Source organism: Marinobacter sp. NFXS9, assembly GCF_040148665.1.
GTDB classification, from domain to species: Bacteria; Pseudomonadota; Gammaproteobacteria; order Pseudomonadales; family Oleiphilaceae; genus Marinobacter_A; species Marinobacter_A mangrovi.
Window position 1 is genome coordinate 20,503 of sequence record NZ_JAGDDW010000007.1, and the last position, 23,174, is coordinate 43,676.

Sequence of the window (23,174 nt, forward strand, 5' to 3'; positions counted from 1 at the left end):
AATGACTACAGAGTACGAACCGCTACATTAAACAGCCAGTTAACATCTTGTAAGAGGGTGTCGCAAATGGCGACGGTCAGCTCATGACGACGCACCCAGCCAGGACAGACTGGCCGAAGTGGCGCCGCTGGGGTGGTACTCCGCGCTGACCCACCCACTATAGCCTATTTCGTCCAGGGTACTGAAAATTCTGTCAAAATTTATCTCACCGGTGCCGGGCTCGTGGCGCCCGGGATTGTCGGCGAACTGGATATGGCCAATGTCGGGTAAATAGCGCTCCAGCGATCGGATCAGATCGCCAGACATGATCTGCATGTGGTAAAGGTCATACTGCAAGGCCATGTTCGGTTCACCCGCCGCCTCAATCATGGCCAGGGTTTTCTCGGCCGTGTCCAGGAAGAAGCCGGGCATGTCCACCCGGGAATTGATGGCTTCCACCGTCAGGGTGATCCCGGCCGGCGCCAGCTGTTGCGCCGCCCAGCGCAGGTTGGCCACCAGGGTATCCCGCGCCACCCCGTCATCCAGACCGACGGGTTTGATGCCCGCCAGGCAGTTCAGGCGCGTGCATTCCAGTGCCCCGGCGTAGTCGAGTGCCCGGGCCACGCCCTCACGGAACTCATCCACCCGGTCCGGCAGGCAGGCGATGCCCCGCTCCCCGGCGGCCCAGTCACCGGGGGGCAGGTTAAACAGTACCTGGGTCAACCGATGGTCCTTCAGGCGGGCCTGCAATTCATGAACGGGCCACTCGTAGGGAAACAGGTACTCGACGCCCCGGAAGCCGTCCGATGCGGCTGCTTCAAAGCGGTCCAGGAAAGGGAGCTCCGTATACAGCAGGGTCAGGTTGGCGGCGAAACGTGGCATGGTTTACTCCCGGTTGGCTTTGGCCCGTGGCGGCAGGTCCGGATCGGACATCTGCACGCCGTTGAGATGCTCCAGCGCCAGCAACAGGCCGCTGTGGTCCGCTTCGCCCTGGCCATTGGCGATCAGGGACAGGTACTCGTCGTGGGTGCACTGGGCCAGTGGCAGGGTCAGGTTCTCCGCGCGGGCCTCGTCGAGGATCATGCGCATGTCCTTGAGCTGGATGCGCGAAGGTGCGCCCGGGTCAAAACGGCGGTCGATCATGCGTTGGCCGTGCAGCTCCAGAATGCGGCTGCCAGCAAACCCGCCCATCAGGGCCTCGCGCACCGCAGCCGGATCCGCCCCGCCCCGGGCTGCCAGCATCAGCGCCTCTGATACCGCGCCGATAGTGATGCCGACGATCGCCTGGTTGGCCAGCTTCGCCAGTTGCCCGCTGCCAACCGGGCCGATGTGGGTGACCTTGCCCAAACGCTCCAGAACCGGGCGGACCTGGTCCAGCGTTGACGCCTCGCCTCCGGCCATAATGCTCAGGCTGGCCGCTTCTGCCCCGACCGTGCCCCCGGACACCGGTGCATCCAGGTAGCCCGTATCGCACGCCAGGCAGCGGTCGGCGTGGTCTCGGGCCAGCGATGGTTGTACCGAACTCATATCAATCACGATGCTGCCCGGCCGCAGCGCATCGATCACGCCCTGGTTCACCAGCACGTCGTCCACCACCGGGCCGTTTTCCAGCATGGTGATGACAATGTCCGCTTCAGCGACAGCGTCTGTTGGGGAGTCTACGATGGTGGCGCGCTCGGCGAAGGGATCGCACTTGTTGCGAGTGCGGTTCCAAAGGGTCATGGGGTAACCGGCCTGAAGCAGGTTCTCGGTCATGGGCGCCCCCATGAGGCCAATTCCGAGGAAGGCAATGCGAGGTTGGGTCATAGCAACGGGCTTTCCGGGCAGTGGAAAAATCCCGATGATAACGGATTGCGGGGGACTCTGCCGACGGGCACGGGTTGCCCCCATAAACAAAAACGCCACGGACCATCACGGCCGTGGCGTTTTTCAGTTCAGACCGCGTACGGATCAGGCGGCCTCTGGCTCACCCATCTGCAACCGGATCTTCTTCATCGCGTTCTTTTCAAGCTGTCGAATCCGCTCGGCAGACACGCCGTACTTGTCCGCCAGCTCATGCAACGTGGACTTGCTTTCGCTCAACCAACGCTCACGCAGAATGTCTTGGCTGCGCTCATCGAGGCCGGACAGCGCGCTCATCAGGCGACTGTTGGAGTCCTCGGTCCAGTCGGACTGCTCCAGCTGCTTGGCCGGATCGCTGCGACGGTCTTCCAGATAATAGGCCGGCGCCTGATAGGCGTTATCGTCGTCATCGTCCATCGGACCGTCGAACGCAGTGTCCTGTGAGGCCAGACGGCCTTCCATCTCGCGCACGACCTTGGGCTCGACGCCCAGATCCTCGGCAACCCGGTTGAGTTCGTCGTGCGTCAACCACGCCAGGCGCTTCTTCTGACTGCGCAGGTTGAAGAACAGTTTGCGCTGTGCCTTGGTGGTCGCAACTTTCACGATGCGCCAGTTGCGCAGGATAAACTCGTGAATCTCGGCCTTGATCCAGTGCACGGCAAACGACACCAGACGCACCCCGTATTCCGGATTGAAGCGTTTGACGGCCTTCATCAGGCCGACGTTGCCTTCCTGGATCAGATCCGACTGGGCCAACCCGTAACCGGAGTAACTGCGGGCAATGTGCACGACAAAGCGCAGATGGGACATAACCAGACGACGCGCCGCTTCCAGGTCATTGTCCTGATGTAGGCGTTCGGCCAGTTCCTTTTCTTCAGCGGCGGACAGCATCGGGATGCTGCTTGCGGCCTGGATGTAGGCCTCAAGATTCGCACCCGGAACCATTCGATCTGTCAGCTGTAAGCTTGTACCCATGCTTTTCCTCCGCAACGTGGCGACCCACTAATATAGCAATCATTGTTATGACCGCCAAGTCGCCTGAAAGTTCCATGCCTTCAGGGATGAAACCTTCAATATCAATGTGTTGGCTCGATTTCGACGTGTCGGACCGGCAATAAAACGGTCACCACCAACACTTTCGTTACTCTGTTGTACCGGTCACCGGCAAAATCGACTATACGGTGAACCCGAAACGGCCTATCAATCAGCCGGCCGTCGCGCGGGCTTCAATCTGGTTGGGTTCGATCGCCTCAAGATGGCGCTTCACGGCGAGCCAGGCGCCCATCCACCCTAACAGCACTGACACCATCAGCAAGCCCAGTGTGCCATCCCAGGACAAGCCGCTCAGTTCAAATTCGCTGCGATACAGGCTCGCCAGCCGCTGGACCGGGCCGCTCATCCACCACAGGGTGACCTGCAGCAGGATAAAGGCCACGATACCGCCACCCAGGCCATACCAGACGCCGGTATACAGGAACGGCCGCCGCACGAAAGCGTCGGTACCACCCACCAGCTTGGCCACCAGGATTTCATCGCGCCGGTTTTCGATAGCCAGGCGAATGGTGTTGCCGATCACCAGGATCACCGCCGCCGCCAGCAGCAGCCCCAACGCCCAGACACCCCGCCCCAGCAAGTCGGTAATGGTATTGAGCCGTTGCAGCCAGCCCAGATCCACCTGGACCCGGGCCACGTCTTTCAGATCTTCCAGTGCCACCATCAGCTTCTGCATGCCAATCTGGTTGCGGACGGACTCGTCCGGCGTCAGCAGCAGGGTGTGCGGCAGCGGATTTTCATCCAGGTAGTCCAGCGCATCGGCCAGACCGGACGACGCCCGGAATTCTTTCAGGGCCTCGTCCTTGGTGATCACCGTCACGTCGGTCACATCCGGCCGGCTGGCGACCTGGGCCCGCAGACGGTCGAGATCATCCGTAGTGGCGGACTGGTCCAGATAGACCGTCACCCGGGCGGTGCTCTCCCATCCGGCGCTCACGCCCTGCAGACTGGTCAGCAGCAGCAACAACCCCACTGGCAAGGCCAGCGCGATGCCCATCACCAGCCAGGTCATCAGACTGGCAACCGGCGCCCGCCACAGGCGCTCGGCGCTGTCGCGGGCGGTCTTGCGATGATGCAGCAGATAACTGCCCAGCAGTTCCTTCCAGGGCGAACGGGTGGAGGCGGCTCCGCGGGCCCGACGTTCAGTGGCCATACAGCGCCTCCTCGTCCGGCATGGCGTCGCCCGAGGTCATCTCCCCGTTGCGCAGGGTCAGTACGCGCCGGCGCATGTGCCGGATCAGGGCGATGTCGTGACTGGCAATCAGCACGGTGACCCCCACCTGACTGAACTGTTCGAACAGGTGCATGATGTCCGCCGACAATTCCGGATCCAGGTTACCGGTGGGCTCATCCGCCAGCAGGAGTGGCGGCTTGTTGACCACGGCCCGGGCGATGCCCACTCGCTGCTGCTCCCCGCCGGAGAGCTGGATCGGGTTCATCTTCTCTTTGTTGAGCAGGCCCACCTTGTCCAGTGCCGCCCGCACCCGGCGACCGATTTCCCGGTGTGGCACGCCGGTGACTTCCAGTGGCATGGCCACGTTGTCGAAAACCGTGCGGTCGAACAGAAGCTGGTGGTTCTGGAACACCACGCCGATGTGGCGGCGAATGAAGGGAATCTGGCGACGCGGCAGCTGGTTCAGGCGTTGGCCACCGACGATGACGTGTCCGCCGGTGGGCCGTTCCATCAGCATGATGAGCTTGAGCAGGGTACTCTTGCCGGCGCCGGAATGGCCGGTCAGGAAAGCCAGCTCGCCTCGATCCATCGCGAAGCTCACCGCTTTCAGGGCCGTGTGCCCGCCTTCATAGCGTTTGCTGACTTTCTCGAACTCGATCAACTGCTTGTGTCCTGTCTGGAAATACGTGCTCGGCCCGGCCGCCCGGGGACGGCCTCATCGCCGGCCACTCCCGTTTATTCGTCGAAAAGCGCCTCGACAAAGGATTCGGCCTCAAACGGACGCAGGTCTTCCGCCTGTTCGCCCACGCCGATGTAGCGGATCGGCAGTTTCAGCTGGCGAGCCACGGCAAAGATAATACCGCCCTTGGCGGTGCCATCGAGCTTGGTCAGGGTGATGCCGCTGACACCAACGGCCTGCTGGAACACCTGCGCCTGGCTCAGGGCATTCTGACCGGTTCCGGCATCCAGTACCAGCATCACTTCGTGGGGGGCGGAATCGTCCAGCTTCTTCATCACCCGGACGACCTTCTCCAGCTCGGACATCAGGTTGTCCTTGTTCTGCAGACGGCCCGCCGTATCGGCGATCACCACGTCGACACCGCGGGACTGGGCGGACTGCACCGCGTCGTAGATCACCGAGGCGCTGTCGGCGCCGGTGTGCTGGGCGACCACGGGCACGTCGTTTCGCTCGCCCCAGACCTGCAACTGCTCCACCGCCGCCGCACGGAAGGTATCGCCGGCCGCCAGCATGACGGACTTGCCCTCGGCCTTGAACTTGCGGGCCATCTTGCCAATCGTCGTGGTCTTGCCGACGCCGTTGACGCCCACCACCAACATGACGAACGGTTTCTTGCCGGTGTCGATATTGAGCGGCTCGGTACTGTCCACCAGCAGGTCCCGCAGATCATTCTTCAAGGCCTCGCGCACCGCCTGACCATCCTTGAGCTGCTTGCGCTCCAACTTGTCGGTCAGGGATTCGATGATCTCGGTGGTCGCGGTAATGCCCACATCCGCGGTCAGCAGCGTGGTCTCAATCTCTTCAAGCAGGTCCTCGTCCACCGATTTGCCGGTGCTGAACAGATCGGACAGACCGGACGACAGGTTCGCACGGGTCTTGCCCAGGCCGCTCTTGATGCGCTGGAAAACACTCGCGGACGATTCCGGTTCAGGGACGGGCTCAGGCGCCGGTGCCGGCTTTTCCGGCTCGACCGCCGGTTCCGGGGCCGGCGTTTCTGCTTTGGCTTCCGCTTCGACCGTTTCGGTAACCGCTGGCGTCTCGGCAGGCGTGGCGCCGGCCTGGGGCTGAGGTTCACGCTGCGGAACAGCCTTGGGACGCGGACGCGCCCGGCGGCGATTCACCAGTTCCACAACAAATACAAGCACCAGCAGGACCAGAAGTCCTGTCATAATCCACTCTGCCTTCATCTTTTGCAGTTCCGTCGGTCAAGAGGTGAGAAATCGAAGGTGTCACTACACCGGGCGCGGCGCCCGGGACACGCCGTCAGAGCCGCGTATTCTAGCGAGCTGACCAATGATCGTCCAAATTGATGGCGGTTTTAGTTAGACTGCGCGCGTCTAAACCCATCGGTGGAGCTCTTAACGACCATGCCACGCAAGCCGAACCGAAAAAACGGCCGACCTCTGGCCCGACGCCGTGCCATTCAGGCCACCGTCCAGGACACGGGCGAACTCCGCCTCATCGGCGGTGACTGGCGCAGCCGGCGCCTGATCTTTCCCGCCGTGGGCGGCGTCCGACCAACACCCTCACGGGTCCGCGAAACCCTGTTCAACTGGCTGATGCCGGTGGTCCCCGGCGCAAGATGCCTGGACCTGTTCGCCGGCAGCGGCGTCCTGGGACTGGAAGCCCTGTCCCGCGGGGCCCGCGAAGCCGTGTTCGTGGATCACACCCGGGCCCTGTGCGACGCCCTGAAAGCCAACCTGGCCCGGCTTAAGTCCGATACCGGCCGGGTCGTCTGCCAGGATGTCGCCGGCTTTCTGGGGCAGACGGCGGACGCGCCATTCGACCTGCTCCTGATGGATCCGCCGTTTCGCGAGAACTGGCTGGATCGGCTGATCCCGCTGATTGCCGACAACGGCTGGGTCGCCGACGGCAGCTGGGTGTATATCGAGCATGAGAGCGAACGGAGCCAGGTGGTGGTGCCATCCAACTGGTCACTGCATCGGGAGAAAGTCGCCGGTCAGGTGTGCTACCGGCTGTACAAGGTAGGTGCTTGATCCGGTTCTGATCCGGCTGCGCGCAGCCGGATCAGACCGTAATTCAATCAGGATGCCGGACGCAGGGCGTAGGACTTCAGGTGCTCGGCAAACTCTTCCAGGTAGCGAATACCGCTTTCTTCGGCGTCGCGGCACCATTCCGCCAGCGCGTGCAGCTTGTCCTGCGGTTTCAGGCCACGACGGCGCCACAGTGCCTGCAGTTCGTGACTCTTGTCGTAGATCTGGCGCAGCACGGCGTTGCGTTCCAGCAGCGATTCCAGCTTTTTCTGGTCGTGCGGCTTGATCAGCGAGCTTTCCCGCGACAGCAGCTTGCGGGCTTTGCTGTACAGCGGCTTGATGTCTTCTTCCATCACCTGCTTCTGCTGGCGCAGGACCGGCTCCAGCACGCGCTTGCGGTACTGGCGCATGATGTCGAAGCGGTTGTTGGCGATCGCCTGCACGGTTTCCACGTCCATATCCAGCTTGCCCGGTACGCGGTGCGCAATCGGACGATAGCCTTTCGGCTTGGCCAGGCGGAAGAACTGGAACAGGCGGATATAGCCCCAGCCAATGTCCACTTCGTACCAGCGACGCGACAGCTTGGACGAGTTCGGATAGGTGTGGTGGTTGTTGTGCAGCTCCTCACCGCCGATGATCAGACCCCAGGGGACGATATTGCGGGCGTTGTCGCTGCATTCGAAATTACGGTAGCCGAAATAGTGGCCAATGCCGTTGATCACGCCCGCCGCCCAGAACGGGATCCACATCATCTGAATCGCCCAGATCCAGATGCCATTGACGCCAAACAACGCCAGATCAATCACCGCCATCAAGACGATGCCCATCAATTTATGCGGGGTGTAGACCTTGCGTTCAATCCAGTCTTCCGGCGTGCGCTGGCCATAGCGGGCCAGGGTTTCCGGCGTGGCGGCTTCCTGATACAGCTCGGCGCCTTCGGCCAGTACCTTCTTGAGACCCTTGACCACCGGACTATGGGGATCGTCTTCGGTTTCACACGTGGCATGGTGCTTGCGGTGGATGGCGGTCCATTCCTTGGTGTTCTGGCCGGTGGTGAGCCACAGCCAGAAGCGGAAGAAATGCGCCAGTGCCGGATGCAGGTCCAGCGAGTTGTGCGCCGAATGCCGATGCAGGTAAAGGGTGACGCTGACGATGGTCACGTGAGTGAGTCCCAGTACCACCAGCACCAGCTGCCAGGCCGGGAGGTCCAGGAGACCGTTGTACCACATAGAAGTTTCCTCGAAGAAATAACGCGGGCGAAAAGACGTTCCGTATCTCTCCGCGATGGAACCTGACCAATCAGAAACCGCGTGAAAGCGCGCCAAACGCCTTTGTATTCACGCCATCTCGCACTCAGGAGCCTTCCTTATACCGCCAATAGTTGAGGAACTCCTGGACGTTAGCAGTCTAGCGTACAGCTGTAAGCTACAACAAGCCTCGCAGCCCAATCCATGTCTGTTTTGTGACCAGTCGCGAGTCTTTGTAAGTCTCGATTACAGTCGGTACCGGAAGTCGGGCGCAAGGCATCCGGGCGTTTGACTTCCCGCCGCCGTAGGCGACAATCCGCATCCTGAACTGCGCGTGACCGAGGAGTCGACCTTGCCTGAACTGCCCGAAGTGGAAACCACCCGACGCGGTATTGCCCCTTTCCTGGAAAACCGGGTGATCCGCAGTGCCCGGGTGCACGAGCCACGCCTGCGCTGGCCGATTCCCGACGATCTGGCCCAGCGCCTGACCGGCGCCACGCCGCGCCAGGTGGACCGGCGCGCCAAGTACCTGCTGGTGCGTTTCGATAACGGCACGCTGATGATCCACCTGGGCATGTCCGGCAGCCTGCGCATCGTGACCGACGGCACGCCCCGCCTGACCCATGACCACGTGGAACTGGAGCTGGGCGACAACCAGTGGCTGCGTTACAACGATCCGCGCCGGTTCGGGGCCTGGTTGTGGAGCGACGATCCCGACGCGCATCCCCTGATCAGCCACCTGGGCCCGGAACCGCTGGATCCGGTGGCCTTCACCGGTTATCAACTCTACCGTCAGGCCCGCGGGCGCAGCACCGCCATCAAGTCCTTCATCATGGACAGTCGCATTGTGGTCGGGGTGGGGAACATTTACGCCAATGAAGCGCTCCACATGGCCGGCATTCACCCGGGCCGGGCCGCCGGCCGCATTGGACGGGACCGGATGGTGCGCCTGGTGGAGGCCATCCGGGAAATTCTCACGGCCGCCATCCTGATGGGTGGCACCACCCTGCGGGATTTCGTCAACAGCGACGGTAAACCCGGCTACTTTGCCCAGTCCCTGAACGTGTACGGCCGCGGTGGCGAACCCTGCCGCCAGTGCGGCACCACCCTGAAGGAAATCCGGCTGGGACAGCGCTCTACGGTGTATTGCCCCCGCTGCCAGCGCTAAAGCGAAGCGCGTAACGTGTCACACTGAGAGACAGAAAAACGTTTGAAATCACGGCACCATGAGCCATAGTTAACCCATCCGAACCAGAAAACCGGCGTCCTGCCCCGGATGGCCGGACGGTATTCCGGAATTTCCAGGAGAATCAGCAATGTCCAAGTTTGCACGTGTTTTCGTCATGACCCTCGCCGTCAGCCTGACGGGCTTTTCCTCCCTGGGCTACGCCAATCCCGTCGAAGAAGAACCGTCCGCCTTCGCCATGACCGCCGATGCCCTGTTCGCTCGCCCGGTCCTGCTGGCCACGACGATCGTCGGCGGTGCGGTGTATGTGGTGTCCCTGCCCTTCTCGCTGCTGGGCGGTAACGCCAAGGAAGCGGGCGAGACACTGTTCCTGGGACCGGCAGAAGCCACGTTTGTCCGTTGCCTGGGCTGCACCCAGTCCGGCCGCAAGCAGGACACCGTCGCCAACACCCAGTAACGTCGCGGCAAGGCCCTATTGCCCCGACCCGGGATCTGCGGCAGGCTTGAATATCACTCTCTGATATCGGGCCTGCCCCATGATCGATTGGTCAGCGCTGGACACGGTGTTCCTGGATATGGACGGGACACTGCTGGACCTGCACTTCGACAGCCACTTCTGGCTCGACCACCTGCCCCGTCGTTACGCTGAACTCAAATCCGTGAGCCACGCGGCGGCGCGCGAGCACATCATCCCCCAGATCGAATCGGAAAAGGGCTCCCTGCAGTGGTACTGCGTGGACTACTGGAGCGATCGCCTGGATGTGGACATCACCGCCCTCAAGCGCGAAGTCGCCGACCGCATCAACTACCGTCCGCATGCGGAATCGTTCATGGGGAAACTGCGTGACAGCGGGCGCCGCAGCGTAATCGTCACCAACTGCCACCCCAAACCGCTGGCCCTGAAACTTGAAAAAACCGGTCTCGACCGCCATGTCGATCGAATCCTGTCGACCCACGACTTCGGGCGCCCCAAAGAGGACATCCGGTTCTGGGCCGATCTGGCGGTGGTCGAGCCCTATCGAGCCGAACGCACATTGATGGTGGACGATAACCTGTCCGTGCTGGCCAGTGCACGGCAAGCCGGCATCGGCCAGCAGCTGGCCATCCTGGCACCCGACAGCCGGGAACCGGTGCGCGCGGCCCAGGCCGGCACACCGTCGATTGCTCACTTTGATGAAATCCTGGCGGATATTGCACCCGTCCCCATGCCGGGTTGATCGCGTTATAATCAATACAGGACGGCCGGTCCGCAGAACCGGCGAAGATACACCCGGCAACCGGAGCATCATGAGTTCAGCAGAAACCAATGACCGGGTGCGGCTCGACAAGTGGCTCTGGGCCGCACGCTTCTACAAGACCCGAACCATCGCCAAGGAAGCGATCGAAGGCGGCAAGGTTCATTACAACAGTCAGCGCACCAAGCCGGGTAAACCGGTGGAAGTGGGCGCGCGGCTGCGGCTGAGACTGGGTCACCAGGAAAAGGAAGTCATTGTCGACGACATCAGCGACCGCCGGCGCGGGGCTCCGGAAGCGCAGAAGCTCTACCACGAGACCGCGGAGAGCGAGAAGAAGCGCGAAGAGATCGCCTGGCAGCGCAAGACCATGCAGGCCGCCCAGTTGCCGCCGGCACGGCGCCCGACCAAGAAAGATCGCCGGGACCTGCAGCGTTTCCGGGATCAGCACGGGCTCTGACAGCAATCATTTGACGCCTTTTACCCCCTATTCAAGATGAGGTCTTGATTCCATGGCATTGGACGACCAGTTCCAACGATTCCTTTTTGAAGACAGTCAGGTCCGCGGCGAGTGGGTCCGCCTGTCCGGCAGCTTCCAGGAGATCATCTCCCAGTCCGCCTACCCCGAGCGCATCCAGCACCTGCTGGGGGAAACCCTGGCGGCCAGCGTGCTGCTGTCCGGCACCCTCAAGTTTGAAGGCACACTGTCCATCCAGGCCCAGGGCGAAGGTCCGGTTCGCATGCTGATGGCCGAATGCAGTCACGACCGCGCGATTCGCGGCATCGCCCGCTACGACACCCAGCCGGCCGGCGAGAGTCTCGACGAGCTGCTCGGCGAAGGCCGCATGGCGATCACCATCACCCCGAACCAGGGCCAGCGCTACCAGGGTGTGGTGCCGCGGGAGCACGACAACCTGTCGGCCTGTCTCGAAGAGTATTTCGAGCGTTCGGAGCAGATCGACACCCGTCTGTTCCTGTTTGCCGATGGTCAACAGGCCGCCGGCCTCATGCTGCAGCGTCTGCCGGGCGACAAGTCGCTGGACGACGACCTGTGGCAACGCGTCGGCCATCTCGCCAGCACGGTCAAGGCGGATGAAATGCTCGGACTGGACAGCCAGACCGTTCTGAACCGCCTGTTCCACGAAGAAACCCTGCGTGTTTTCGATTCGGAAACGGTGCGTTTCCAGTGCAGCTGCTCCCGGGAGCGTACACTGGCGGCACTGGAATCCGTTGGTCAGGACGAGTGCTACAGCATTCTCGATGAGCAGGAAACCATCGAGATGGACTGCCAGTTCTGCCACGCGCAGTACCGCTTTGACCGTAACGATATCGACCAGCTGTTCCACGGTCATTCACTGCACTGATCGCGACGGCCTGGATGCCATCGGATCCAGGCTTCCCGGAATGTAACAGGACAGTTTCAAACAGGCTCCCCAAAGTTGTGCAAATTGGCCGTAAAGCCCTCAACCATGCACCTTTGCGGGCAGTCGTTTTTTAATCAGGTCTCTGGCATAATAGCGCGCCTGTGCGAACCCGATTGTTCATAAAACCGTCAGTTTCTGAGCCGGGCCGTTCCCGGGACGACGTCGGATCGAACAATGCCGAAACCACCTAGGGCGAGGTTGAAGTGAGTAACACCTACACTGATTTGAGTGCAGCAAGACTGGTCGAACTGGCGCTGGAGCGCAACGAAGGCCGGCTGGCTGCGAACGGGTCTCTGGTCGTCAAGACCGGCAAGCGGACGGGCCGTTCTCCGATGGACCGTTTCATCGTCGAAGAACCCAGCACCTCCGACGCCATCCACTGGGGCCCGATCAACCGCCCGTTCGATGCCGACAAGTTCGACGCACTGTGGGATCGCGTGGAAGCCTACCTGGCGGATAAGACCCAGTTTGTCTCCAACGTCCACGTGGGCTCGGATCCGGAGCACTACCTGCCGGTCAAGATGACCACCGAAACCGCCTGGCAGAACCTGTTTGGCCGCACCCTGTTCATCCGCCCGGAGAGCTTCAACCCGGCGGACAAGCAGGAATGGCAGATCCTCAACGCCGCCGGTTTCCAGTGCGACCCGGAGCGTGACGGTACCAACAGCGACGGCACCGTGATGATCAACTTTGCCAAGCGCAAGGTTCTGATCGCGGGCATGCACTACGCCGGTGAAATGAAGAAGGCCATGTTCTCCGTGCAGAACTTCCTGCTGCCGGAAAAAGACGTGCTGCCGATGCACTGCTCTGCCAACGTCGGCGAAGACGGCGAAACCTGCCTGTTCTTCGGCCTGTCCGGCACCGGCAAGACCACCCTGTCCGCCGACCCGGATCGCTATCTGATCGGGGACGACGAGCACGGCTGGGGTCCGGGCACGGTCTTCAACATCGAAGGCGGCTGCTACGCCAAGTGCATCGACCTGAGCCAGAAGAACGAACCGATCATCTGGGACGCCATCCGTTTTGGCGCCATCGTCGAGAACGTGGTGATCGACGACGAGACCCGCGAGCCGGACTACACCGACGTCTCCCTGACCGAAAACTCCCGCTGCGCCTACCCGCTGGAGCACGTGGAGAAGCGGGTCATCGAGAACCGCGCCGGTGAGCCGTCCGCCATCGTCTTCCTGACCTGCGACATGACCGGCGTCCTGCCCCCGGTGTCCCTGCTGAATAAAGAAGCGGCGGCCTATCACTTCCTGAGCGGCTACACCGCGCTGGTGGGCTCCACCGAAATGGGCTCCTCCTCCAAGCTGAAGTCCACCTTCTCCACCTGCTTCGGCGCGCCGTTCTTCCCGCGCCCGGCCGGCGTCTACGCCGAGCTGCTGATGAAGCGGATGGAAGAGTTCGGCAGCAAGGTCTATCTGGTCAACACCGGCTGGACCGGCGGCCCCTACGGTGTCGGCGAGCGTTTCAGCATCCCGACCACCCGCGCCATCATCAGCGCCATCCAGAACGGCGACCTGGAAGGTGCCGAGGTGGAACACCTGGACAAGCTGAACCTGGACGTGCCGAAAGAAGTCCCGGGCGTGGACAGCAAACTGCTGAACCCGCGCAACACCTGGAGCGACCCGGCCGAATATGACGCCAAGGCCCAGGAGTTGATCAACCAGTTCGTCGACAACTTCACCAAGTTCGACGTCTCCGACGCCATCGTGGCGGCAGGCCCCAAAGCCTGATCGGAAGCTGGTTTACGAGAAAGGCGCCCATCGGGCGCCTTTTTTGTGCCCAACGATGCATGAATACGCTCGGGGAGAGGTAGGTTGGCGCTGACGCAGGAAGCCCAACAATGAGCGGGCACCAGACGTTCCCGTTATCGCGAGACAGGCTTGGAGCATGGGTTCTCGAAAGCCGGCTTGGCGACCATTGGATTGGATGAGATTGGCCTCAAACCCGCCCTGTTGGGCTTCCTGCGTCAGCGCCAACCTACGAAGCTATCGCATTCATTGCCGACCATGATCGATGTATCCGGTGACGCTTGATGCGCTAATTTCGAGGTTTATGGGAAGCGCATGAATACCCTTGCCGAAGGAGGGACAAGGACGTTCCGTTCGTATTAGCCAGCCAGGGACGGCCGTCTAATACAGCGTAGGCAAGGGTATTCCTGCGTTTCCCTGGCACGAGCTGGCAACCCTGGAATTTGACTCACCACATTTGAGAGAGGCATGTCAGGGCCCTTACGGGCCCTCCGAAGCTAAAGCGTCGGCTACACAAGAGTCACTCCCGAGGAATCATTGAATCACGCATAAAACGCCAACGGCACAAACGCCACCAACAGTAACGCAATGCCCATGACAATCAACGGCATGATGATCCGCTCATGGCGCTGATAGAAGGTGCCGGTCTGGGCCATGGCCGCCGAGACTTCCGCTTCCCCCACCACCTGCCGGGTCAGCAGATGGTTGAGTGCCACCGGCGGGCTCAGGTAACCCAGTTCGAAGGCCGCCAGCGTGGTCATCCAGAAATGGATCGGGTTGATACCGCTGCTGTAGGCGATGGACGCCACGGTCGCACTGACCAGGATCACGGCACCAAACGCATCCATGATCATCCCCAGCACCACCAACACCAGCACCATCAGCACCATCGCCGCCCAGGGGCTGGCGAAGGACTGCGGGAACAGGGACATGATCTCGGCTCGCTCAATCACCCCGCCAATACTGACCGACAATCCCAGCAACAGCAGCAACGCCCCGATTTCAGACGTCGTATCGTTGGTGGCCCCGCGGATACTGCGCTCGATGCCCTGATGATTCATGCGCTCGCCGTCGGCGTGGCGGGCCCGTTTCAGGGTGATGTGCTCGAAGACCAGGATCGCCAGCATGATCACCGGCAGGATGCGCGGCGCCGAGAATTCGTCCATGCCCACGTCCAGCGCCCAACGGTAGAACAACACCACGCCGGCGATGACCAGCACGTAGGGCACCAGCGGCACCAACTGGCGCAGCATGGCCGGCAGCGCCTCGCCGGCCGGCGCCAGCTTGAGTGGGCTTTGCCGGTTGGCGCTCAGGGAAATGGCCAGGAACAGCACCGCGGTCAGCAGGAACACCCAGACGCCCCAGCCGAACAGATCGTCCGTGGTCACCTCCCGGTTCAGGTAGGCGATCACCACCACCAGCAGACAGGGCCGCAACACCACACCCAGCGAGCCGGACATGGCGGTGGCGGCCAGCGCCAGATGACGCCGGGCCCCCGCCGCCCGCAGTTCGCTGTAGATCACCGCGCCGGCCGCGATCACGAAGATCCCGGACGCCCCGGTGTAGGCCGTCGGCACCGCCGCCACGATCACCGCAACCACCGCCAACATCTCCGGCGGCATGCGCCAGGGCCGGAACACATTGAACACCAGCGTCGCCAGCCGCGTCTGCTTGAGCATCATGCCCACCCAGACATACAGCGCCACATTCAGGAACATGTCGGACAATTCCATCATCTTGTCGAGATAGACGCCGATACCCGCCGCGTGCCCCACCAGCGCAAAGTAGGTACCCGAAATCAGGCACATGCCGGTATACAGCGGCACGGCGAGTCCCGCCTTGATCAGGTCACCGCCCGGTTTCAGATCGGCGGGCGGTCGCGCCAGACGATAGAGGCTGACCATCGTCAGGGCCAGGAAGCCGGCGATCCACAGGTCGTGCAGGATTTCCCGCTCCAGGGTGATGTCCGAGCCCGCGTCGTGGGAGGTCTGTCGGTACAGCAGGCTGGATCCCAGCAGCATGACGTTGGCCACGGTCTGCAGGAAATACGACAGGGTGTAGTCCAGACGGGTCTCGATGGCCCGCATTGCGATGTGGTGGCGGGTCAGCGTGGCGGTGGCGGCGCACAGCATTACCAGGACCACGAGGATGTAGCGCTGGGAGGTCAGCCCCAACGCAATGAGATCGGCGACAAACCCTTCCACCGCCCGATAGGCTTTCAACCCCGGCGTCATCTGCCCCTGCAGGCTGGCGTAGTCGGCGTGCTTCTCCCGGCACAGGGCGATGGCATTCTCCACCGCCGCCCTGACATCGGCCGGGTTCACCGTCTGCTCGCCGAGCAGGCCCATCAGCGGATCATCCGCCGCCTTGCGGGACTCAGCCAGCTTGCGCTCGACCTCGGCGTCGATGTTCCGGTTCGGATTGCAACCGGGTTCCACCGGATCCGTCCGCAGCTTGTAGTACCCGCTCCAGAGTTGCTCGCCACCGCGCAGCATCTGGTTGTGGATGTCGCTGCTGGTGGAGAAGATCACCACCAGCAACAACAGCAGGCACGCCGGCAGCGAGGAAAACCACTCCAGTCCGGTTCGCGCGGCCGTTCGCTGGGTCATTACGGTTGCAGACATCGAGATCGAGCCTTATCGGTTTACGGTGTTTGTTCGCCCTATTCGGCAGCGATGGCGCATTCCGCCCGCGTTGCGTCGTCCTTGCAGCGGATCGCCCGCATCAGCTTGAGCGCCCGGGCGTCGTAGGTGCCGGCATCGCGCAGGCTGACGCGGACCTCGCCCAGCATGCGGTCGTAGTCCGCCACCTGCTGCTGGGTCGGATGCATCCAGGTGGAGGCCGGGATGTCCTTCTCTGCTTGCTGGATCAGCCCGTAGGCCTCGTCCACACGAGACAGGGCGTAAGCGCGCATGCGATCGCCGTAGTTGTCGGGAAAGCGGTCGCGGTGGTCAATCATCTGGAACGTCATCTGCGCCAGGCGGTACTGGTAAATGCCACCTTTCGGATTGACGCCCTTGTAGAGTTCCAGCGGCTGGTAGGCCACCGCCGGCGCGTAGGCCAGGTCGACGCTGCCGTTATTGAACTTGCCGGCAAAGTTGGCGGAGTTGGCGCCCACCACCGACGCGCCCACGTGACGCACCATGGTGACCGCGGCGTTGTCGTAATCCAGCGTGGCGATCTTCTTGCCCTGCAGCTCTTCCACGGTGTCGACGTTGCGGTCCCGGATGAACAGGTAGATGGAGCCCGCCGGCAGGATACCCACGACCTCGTAGTTGTCCTTCTGCAACAGGCTGGCGGCGGACGGCTGGGCCAGGGTCTGCAGCAAAATGCGCATCTGGGCTTCGCTGGTCAGCGCACCCAGCGCTTCGATGCTGCCGGTGAAGTGGTTGTATTCCCGCGCCCGGGTGCCGGTGAGCAGCACCGAATCACACTGTCCGGCCTTGAAGTCTTCCGAGGCGATTTTCTCATCGGTGTAGGCGCGCAGATCCAGGTCCACGCCCCAGCCCAGCGCCGTCGGGCGAACCGACTTCATCACGTTGAACAGGGGGCCGTTGGAACCCACGGGATCAAAAACGCAAAAGGATCGCTTGATCACCTCCGCATTGGCGGCGTGAGCCAGGCCGGCGCCCAGCCAGAGGGCCAGGCCAAGGGCCGCCAGGGCCCGCTTTGCGAGTTGCATGTTGAGTGTCTCCGTCATTGTTATCGTTATGCGCTGTAGACGGGCTACAGCGGTGTCCCTGCATCACGACCGCTCAACGTGATGCCGGCGGGCCTTACAGCACCGCCGCCAGTGCGGCGCTAACGCCCGCAGACGGATTCCCCAACAGCCCGGTCGGCCTACAGCAGGGAATCCAGATCGATCACCTCACCCACCGGGGCCTCGTCATCCCAGAAGGTGCCGAGCCCGCCCATGGGCGTGCGGTGACCGGTGTTCTCCATCCACAACCGGTCGGAAATCGCCAGGATGTTGTGGGTGGCCAGTTCGTCGACCAGAGCCCATTCCGGATCGGCCGGGCGTTTCTCGATGGCGTCGGCATGGCGGCGGATGACATCCTTCACCCGGTCCATATCCCCCTTGTTCCAGGCGGCGATGGCGTGGAACACGTGGCTGATGCGAACACCCTCGGCCTCGCCGATGGCATCGGAGGCCTGCAGCCGTTCGAAGGCGTCCTCGCCATCCGGCTGGGCACCCGGGATCATCGCCCAGACGGTGGCCCGCAGCGCCATGGGCGCGCCCCACCATTTTTCGTTGTCCAGGCAGCCGGAGGCGCGAGCCACGATCGAGCCGATATTTTTGGGCACACCGACCGGCGCGGTGGACTGGATTTCCGCGTTCAGCGCCTGCAAACCCGACAGCAGGCCGGCCAGGTAGATGAATTCGTCCATGTCCTCGTCGAAGTCGGGACACTCTTCGGTTTCCGGATCGCCGTAAAACGCTTCGAAATGTCGCCATCCCTTGAAATAACGCTGGGCGGCCAGGGCGTAATAGCGTTTCTGCAGGATAATGGCGTCCTCGGCCTGCTCCGGCTGACGAGCCCGCAGGGCGCCCATGCTTTCAAGCTCGGCCTCACGCGCCCGGTCCTCGGCACAGCCACCGGCCTGCAGGCTCATCATCACCGCCAACTGGTCCGGGTTGTCGGTAACCCGCCCGAACGACATCAACAGCGGCTGCACCGACTCGCTCATGGCGCAGGCCATCTCCAGATCGCGGGTCTCCAGCAGGTAGGGCATGGTGTGTTCCTTGGAGAAACCCTGCATCACGTCGCCGGTGGTGGAATAGATCATGTGGTTCACGACGCCACAGCCACTCAGCGAAGCGGCGGCCAGCGCCGACAACGCGACGGCACGGGCGCGGCGTACCAGAGCCGGACGCCAGAATGAACGAGAAGCATCAGCACGTGTTGTCATACAGCCTGTCACCTTTTGGGTTCGCGGGAGCATCTGCTTACTCCCCTGTTTTTATTAGAAAGTTGCGGAACCGCTACGAGGTTGCTGCTGTCCGACGCATTCACGCTTTTTGTGCAGCACCGTCTAAAGGCGCCCTGACATGGCACCACCTGTAACGATTTGTTACAGACCGGAATTATCCTCAAGTCCACAACGATTTTGTGAGACGGACGCCTCAAAGCCGCAATGACGGCGGCGGCTCCGCCCTGCTTCGGGATTGACAGCCTCCGCCGAAACGCTATACCTGTATGAAGCCTCAGGTAGGCTAACTATCGCCGGGCCGATGCCCGGCAGCAGTCGGTGACGCCTCCACAGGGCGCGTCACCTGTTCACCATCGAAGGAGAATTTCATGCGCAAACCCGAACTTGCCAGTGCCATTGCCGAGCAGACCGGTCTGACCAAGGAAAAAGCCGCCGAGGTCATCACCGCCTTTACCGATCAGGTGTCAGCCGCCGCCGCCAAAGGCGACGACATTTCACTGATTGGCTTTGGCACCTTCAGTGTCCGCAAGCGCGAGGCCCGGACCGGTCGCAATCCGCAGACCGGCGCCACCATGAAGATCGCCGCCAGCAAGACGGTGGGCTTCAAGGCCGGCAAAGCGCTGAAAGACGCCGTCGGCAAGTAAGCGCCAGCGGCCGGCTGCGACCTGTAGCCGGCCCGGTTTCTCCCTTAACTGGATGCGCACTCTGCCCTGGAGGCATCCACGCGACAGCGAATCGCTTTCATCAGCTTGATTGCACGCGGGTCATAGACGCCCTCATCGAGCAGCGACAGGCGCACCTCCCGCAGCATCTGGTCATATTCCTGCACGTCCTCTTTCGGTGGGTACATCCACTCGTCTTCAGGAATCTCGGCTTCCGCCTGAGCAATGATCTGGTAGGCCTCGTTGATGCGCCTCGACGCTTCATCACGCACCATCTGCCCCGCATCCTCGGGGAAACGGTCGCGGTGCAGGATCACCTGGAAGTTCATGTAAGCCACGGCGTACTTGAAGACGCCACCGTTGGGCTCGACGCCCTTGTAGAGTTCCAGTGGTGTGTAAGCCACCGCCGGCGCGTAGGCGATGTCCACGCTGCCATTGTTGAACTTGCCGGCGAAGTTGGCGGAATTGGCACCCACCACTGACGCGCCCACGTGGCGGACCATGGTCAGAGACGCCGTGTCGTAGTCGAGCGTGGCGATCTTCTTGCCCTGCAGCTCTTCCACCGTGTCGATGTTGCGGTCGCGGGTGAAGAGGTAGACCGCCCCACCCGGGAAGATACCGGCTACTTCGTAACGCTCGTTGGTGAGGAACGGCTTGGCCTTGGGCTGGCTCAGGGTGTTGAACAGCAGCCGCATTTCCTTCTCACCGGGAATGGCGCCCATGGCTTCGAGGCTGCCGGTGAACTTGTTGAATTCCCGGGCCCGGGTGCCGGTCAGCAGGACCGCATCGCACTGGCCGGCTTTGAAATCCTCAGCCGCCACCTTTTCGTCGGTGTAGGCGCGCAGGTCCAGCTCCACCCCTTCTCGCAGGGCGACCGGACGAAACGTCTTGGTGATGGCGAACAACGGGCCGTTGGCCCCGACGGGATCGAACACACAGAAACTGCGTTTGATGACCGCCTGCTCGTCCGCCTGAGCGGTTGCGGTCAGCAGCATACTGATAGACAAGGCCAGGCCACCGGTCAGGTGGCGCAGCCGGGATGGACTGAACATGGGGCGCACTCCTGCTTATTCTTGTCATGCCTTGTGCCCGACCTGGTTCATGGGTTGACCAGGAGGGACACCGGTGGCATCAGAATAGGAAGGCCCCGGAAGGGTTGCGTTGGCAGGAGCGCCCGGGCCGGTGGGGCATTGTTGCCACCAGCCATCGGCGACAGATCACAGCAACCCGGACGGGCCGGCCTGCTGCGCCATCGGGCTATTCGGCGCTCTTGGAAGCGCTGGCGTCGGTGCCACCGGCTTTTGTGCCGGTCTTTGAACCAGTTCCGCTTTTACGAGCCGTGGAGCGCCGGTTGGGCGAACTCTTGCTGGTTGTTTTCTTCTGTTGTTCGGCCAGCTGCTCCAGCAGCGTATCCACCCGCTTCTCCAGCGCCACCAACTGATGCTGCAGCGCCGTCTGCTTGTCGAGGGAATCAGTGGAGTTGCGGGAAATGGTCCAGAGCAGCCAGACAATCGCCAGCAACAGCAGGAAAGACAGGAATCCCATGGTGATCTCCGCCAGTTTGGGTCAGGAACCGCCGGCTCCGGTGAGCCGGCCCATAAGCCAGTCAGAGGCCCATTAAGTGTAGCAGGCCCGGACGGAACGGCAGCCTGCAAGGGTTCAATCCTGACGGGTGTACGCCACGTCGCCGTCGACCCAGACCTGGTTCACCACGCCCGGCAACGATGTCCCCAGCAGCGGGGCGTGTTTGCCAACGGACATCAGCGAATCCGCAGACGCGGTCCAGCGTGCCTGTGGATCGATCCAGCAGAGATCGGCCACCTGCCCCACCGACAGCGACGGCGGCGTCAGTCCCAGTGCCTGGGCCGGGCCGGTGGTCAGGGCGCGGATCAGGGCCGGCAGCTCCAGCTCACCCCGCTCCACCAGCGTCAGGCCCATGGAAAGGACGCTTTCGATGCTGGACAGTCCGGCCTCGGTATCCCCCAGCGGCGCGTTCTTGGCCGCCGGATCGTGGGGCTGATGCTGACTGACGATGGCGCTGACGGCGCCGCTGCGCACGCCTTCGATCAGCCCCTGGCGATCTTCCTCGGAGCGCAACGGCGGTTGCAGATGGTAGCGGCTGTCGAAATCGGCCAGCGCCTGTTCGGTGAACAGCAGATGATGCATGGCCACATCCGCCGTGACCGCGACGCCACGGCTGCGGGCCTGAGCCACCATATCCACACTGCGGGCGCAGGACAGCTGGCTCAGGTGCAGGCGCACGCCGGTTTCCTCGGCCAGCAGGATCATTTCCATCACTGCGGCGGTCTCCGCCACCTCGGGAATGCCCAGCAGACCCAGGCGCGCCGTCACCAGCCCATCGTGGGCAAAACCATCCGCCGCCAGGGCGTGATTCTGCGGGTGCAGCATCAGGGTGATGCCGAAGGTGCGGGCGTACGCCATGCAACGACGCAACACCCGGGCGTTGACCAGTGTTTCCGAACCGTTGCTCAATGCCACGCAGCCGGCGCCGTTCAGGCCCACCATGTCACTCAGCAGCTCGCCGGATAGCCCCTTGGTCGCGGCGCCCAACGGCAGCACCCGAATCGGCGCGTCGCGCTCGGCGACATCGCGGATCAGGTGGGTGATCGCGCTGGAATCGTTGACCGGCGAGGAATCCGGCGCTGCACAGACCGTCGTGAAGCCGCCACGCGCCGCCGCCCGGGTCTCGCTGGCAATCGAACCCTTCTGGCCGTTGCCGGGCTCGCGCAGGTTGCAATAGAGGTCGATAAAGCCGGGAGTCAGCAAGCCGCCCGCAGCGTCCAGAACCGAATCCGCTGCGGCGGCATCCGCCTCGCTGCCGGTGGCGGCTATGAGCCCATCTCGGATCAGTAGCGACTGCTGTTCGTCCCGACCGGTATGAGGGTCAATCACGCGGCCGTTTTCTATGCGCAGTGCCGGTGTGCTGTTCATGCCTGTCCCTCCGCGTCCTGTCCACGCTGGGCCCGCTGCCCGCCCATCGCCATGGACATCACCGCCATGCGGATGGCGATGCCGTTGGTGACCTGGTTGAGGATCACCGAGCGCGGCCCGTCGGCCACGGCGGATTCGATTTCCACGCCCCGGTTGATCGGGCCGGGGTGCATGACGATGGCATCCGGCTTGGCGTAGGCCAGCTTTTCGGTGTTCAGGCCGTACACTTTGTAGAACTCCCGCTCACTGGGCAGCAAGGCGCCTTCCATGCGTTCGCGCTGCAGGCGCAGCATGATGATCACGTCGATATCCGCCAGGCCCGAGCGCATGTCGTAGGCCACGGTGCAGCCCAGGCTCTCCACGTCCGTCGGCAGCAGCGTGCTGGGGGCAATCAGGCGCACCTCTTCAGCCCCCAGGACGTTCAGCGCCTGGATCTGGGAGCGGGCCACCCGCGAGTGCAAGATATCGCCGACAATCGCCACTTTGAGTCCTTCGAAACCGCCCTTGTGCTGGCGAATGGTGAGCATGTCCAGCATCGCCTGGGTCGGGTGCGCGTGACGGCCGTCGCCGGCGTTGATAATGGCCACCCCCGGGGTCACCGATTGGGCGATGAAGTGCGGCGCCCCGCTGCGGGAATGGCGCACCACGAACATGTCGCTGGCCATCGCTTCCAGGTTGAGCAGGGTGTCGGACAGGGATTCACCCTTTGAAGTGGCCGAGGTGCTGATGTCCAGGTTCAGCACGTCCGCCGACAGGCGCTTGGCCGCCAGTTCAAAGGTGCTGCGGGTGCGGGTGCTGGATTCGAAGAACAGGTTCACCACCGTGCAGCCCCTCAGCAGCGGGACTTTCTTGATACGGCGTTCGCCCACTTCGATGAAGGAGTCGGCGGTGTCCAGGATGCGGGTGAGCAGCTCCCGGTCGAGGCCGTCGATGGTCAGGAAATGGCGCAACTGGCCCTGCTCGTTGAGCTGCAGCGCGCGCGCTGAGGCGTCCGTTGTCGTCAT

General features: G+C 62.7%; 22 protein-coding genes. 8 read left to right on the forward strand and 14 right to left on the reverse strand.

Translation table 11 applies throughout. The annotated features are described in order from the left end of the window. Nucleotides 1-81: 81 nt before the first annotated feature. The 6 genes from hyi to ftsY all read right to left on the reverse strand — a co-directional run bounded on the left by hyi (nucleotide 82) and on the right by ftsY (nucleotide 5,974). Complete coding sequence (hyi, locus tag J3364_RS12180; RefSeq protein WP_349558611.1) at nucleotides 82-861, reverse strand: hydroxypyruvate isomerase; 780 nt, start codon at nucleotides 859-861, stop codon at nucleotides 82-84. 3 nt (nucleotides 862-864) lie between these two features. After that, nucleotides 865-1,785, reverse strand: coding sequence for an NAD(P)-dependent oxidoreductase (locus tag J3364_RS12185; RefSeq protein ID WP_349558612.1), 921 nt, complete (start codon nucleotides 1,783-1,785; stop codon nucleotides 865-867). A gap of 144 nt (nucleotides 1,786-1,929) precedes the next feature. Then, nucleotides 1,930-2,796, reverse strand: coding sequence for an RNA polymerase sigma factor RpoH (gene rpoH, locus J3364_RS12190; RefSeq protein ID WP_349558613.1), 867 nt, complete (start codon nucleotides 2,794-2,796; stop codon nucleotides 1,930-1,932). Nucleotides 2,797-3,025: 229 nt separating this feature from the next. Then, the gene (gene ftsX, locus J3364_RS12195) at nucleotides 3,026-4,027 is read right to left on the reverse strand and encodes a permease-like cell division protein FtsX (protein ID WP_123633759.1); all 1,002 of its coding nucleotides are present in this window, start codon (nucleotides 4,025-4,027) and stop codon (nucleotides 3,026-3,028) included. Continuing rightward, nucleotides 4,017-4,709, reverse strand: coding sequence for a cell division ATP-binding protein FtsE (ftsE, locus tag J3364_RS12200; protein ID WP_203142180.1), 693 nt, complete (start codon nucleotides 4,707-4,709; stop codon nucleotides 4,017-4,019). The genes ftsX and ftsE overlap by 11 nt, the downstream gene beginning before the upstream one ends. 74 nt (nucleotides 4,710-4,783) lie before the next feature. Next, the gene (gene ftsY / locus J3364_RS12205) at nucleotides 4,784-5,974 is read right to left on the reverse strand and encodes a signal recognition particle-docking protein FtsY (protein ID WP_349558614.1); all 1,191 of its coding nucleotides are present in this window, start codon (nucleotides 5,972-5,974) and stop codon (nucleotides 4,784-4,786) included. Between the two features lie 180 nt (nucleotides 5,975-6,154). Between ftsY and rsmD the strand changes: the two genes are divergently transcribed. Beyond that, complete coding sequence (rsmD, locus tag J3364_RS12210; protein ID WP_349558615.1) at nucleotides 6,155-6,784, forward strand: 16S rRNA (guanine(966)-N(2))-methyltransferase RsmD; 630 nt, start codon at nucleotides 6,155-6,157, stop codon at nucleotides 6,782-6,784. A gap of 47 nt (nucleotides 6,785-6,831) precedes the next feature. Here the strand turns inward: rsmD and J3364_RS12215 are convergent, their stop codons facing one another. Next, nucleotides 6,832-8,010, reverse strand: coding sequence for a DesA family fatty acid desaturase (locus tag J3364_RS12215; RefSeq protein WP_349558616.1), 1,179 nt, complete (start codon nucleotides 8,008-8,010; stop codon nucleotides 6,832-6,834). Between the two features lie 370 nt (nucleotides 8,011-8,380). Between J3364_RS12215 and mutM the strand changes: the two genes are divergently transcribed. The 6 genes from mutM to J3364_RS12245 all read left to right on the forward strand — a co-directional run bounded on the left by mutM (nucleotide 8,381) and on the right by J3364_RS12245 (nucleotide 13,606). Continuing rightward, nucleotides 8,381-9,196, forward strand: coding sequence for a bifunctional DNA-formamidopyrimidine glycosylase/DNA-(apurinic or apyrimidinic site) lyase (gene mutM / locus J3364_RS12220; protein ID WP_349558617.1), 816 nt, complete (start codon nucleotides 8,381-8,383; stop codon nucleotides 9,194-9,196). Nucleotides 9,197-9,344: 148 nt separating this feature from the next. After that, nucleotides 9,345-9,671, forward strand: coding sequence for a hypothetical protein (locus tag J3364_RS12225; RefSeq protein WP_349558618.1), 327 nt, complete (start codon nucleotides 9,345-9,347; stop codon nucleotides 9,669-9,671). Nucleotides 9,672-9,750: 79 nt separating this feature from the next. After that, nucleotides 9,751-10,431: a GMP/IMP nucleotidase gene (gene yrfG / locus J3364_RS12230; protein ID WP_349558619.1), complete on the forward strand. Its 681-nt coding sequence runs from the start codon at nucleotides 9,751-9,753 to the stop codon at nucleotides 10,429-10,431. A gap of 70 nt (nucleotides 10,432-10,501) precedes the next feature. Further along, on the forward strand, nucleotides 10,502-10,906 hold the full coding sequence (gene hslR, locus J3364_RS12235) for a ribosome-associated heat shock protein Hsp15 (protein WP_349558620.1): 405 nt from the start codon (nucleotides 10,502-10,504) through the stop codon (nucleotides 10,904-10,906). A gap of 52 nt (nucleotides 10,907-10,958) precedes the next feature. Then, nucleotides 10,959-11,810, forward strand: a complete 852-nt coding sequence (hslO, locus tag J3364_RS12240; RefSeq protein ID WP_349558621.1) for an Hsp33 family molecular chaperone HslO — start codon at nucleotides 10,959-10,961, stop codon at nucleotides 11,808-11,810. A gap of 263 nt (nucleotides 11,811-12,073) precedes the next feature. Further along, a complete protein-coding gene (locus J3364_RS12245; RefSeq protein ID WP_349558622.1) occupies nucleotides 12,074-13,606 on the forward strand; it encodes a phosphoenolpyruvate carboxykinase in 1,533 nt (510 codons plus the stop codon). Nucleotides 13,607-14,166: 560 nt separating this feature from the next. On the opposite strand, the gene J3364_RS12250 is transcribed toward J3364_RS12245, so the two are convergent. The 3 genes from J3364_RS12250 to J3364_RS12260 all read right to left on the reverse strand — a co-directional run bounded on the left by J3364_RS12250 (nucleotide 14,167) and on the right by J3364_RS12260 (nucleotide 18,535). Further along, the gene (locus J3364_RS12250; RefSeq protein WP_349558623.1) at nucleotides 14,167-16,248 is read right to left on the reverse strand and encodes a TRAP transporter large permease subunit; all 2,082 of its coding nucleotides are present in this window, start codon (nucleotides 16,246-16,248) and stop codon (nucleotides 14,167-14,169) included. A 38-nt stretch (nucleotides 16,249-16,286) separates the two neighbouring features. Beyond that, the gene (locus J3364_RS12255; RefSeq protein ID WP_349558624.1) at nucleotides 16,287-17,306 is read right to left on the reverse strand and encodes a putative solute-binding protein; all 1,020 of its coding nucleotides are present in this window, start codon (nucleotides 17,304-17,306) and stop codon (nucleotides 16,287-16,289) included. Nucleotides 17,307-17,464: 158 nt separating this feature from the next. After that, nucleotides 17,465-18,535 (reverse strand): hypothetical protein, encoded by a 1,071-nt coding sequence (locus tag J3364_RS12260; RefSeq protein WP_349558625.1) that lies wholly within the window; start codon nucleotides 18,533-18,535, stop codon nucleotides 17,465-17,467. Between the two features lie 389 nt (nucleotides 18,536-18,924). On the opposite strand from J3364_RS12260, the gene J3364_RS12265 reads away from it, so the two are divergent. Further along, nucleotides 18,925-19,200, forward strand: coding sequence for an HU family DNA-binding protein (locus J3364_RS12265; RefSeq protein ID WP_123633771.1), 276 nt, complete (start codon nucleotides 18,925-18,927; stop codon nucleotides 19,198-19,200). A 44-nt stretch (nucleotides 19,201-19,244) separates the two neighbouring features. On the opposite strand, the gene J3364_RS12270 is transcribed toward J3364_RS12265, so the two are convergent. From J3364_RS12270 to J3364_RS12285, 4 genes are all read right to left on the reverse strand, one after another. Then, nucleotides 19,245-20,213: a putative solute-binding protein gene (locus J3364_RS12270; RefSeq protein WP_349558799.1), complete on the reverse strand. Its 969-nt coding sequence runs from the start codon at nucleotides 20,211-20,213 to the stop codon at nucleotides 19,245-19,247. 262 nt (nucleotides 20,214-20,475) lie between these two features. Then, a complete protein-coding gene (locus tag J3364_RS12275; protein ID WP_349558626.1) occupies nucleotides 20,476-20,763 on the reverse strand; it encodes a hypothetical protein in 288 nt (95 codons plus the stop codon). A 114-nt stretch (nucleotides 20,764-20,877) separates the two neighbouring features. Further along, the gene (locus J3364_RS12280) at nucleotides 20,878-22,170 is read right to left on the reverse strand and encodes a dihydroorotase (RefSeq protein WP_349558628.1); all 1,293 of its coding nucleotides are present in this window, start codon (nucleotides 22,168-22,170) and stop codon (nucleotides 20,878-20,880) included. Further along, nucleotides 22,167-23,174, reverse strand: a complete 1,008-nt coding sequence (locus J3364_RS12285) for an aspartate carbamoyltransferase catalytic subunit (protein WP_349558629.1) — start codon at nucleotides 23,172-23,174, stop codon at nucleotides 22,167-22,169. The genes J3364_RS12280 and J3364_RS12285 overlap by 4 nt, the downstream gene beginning before the upstream one ends.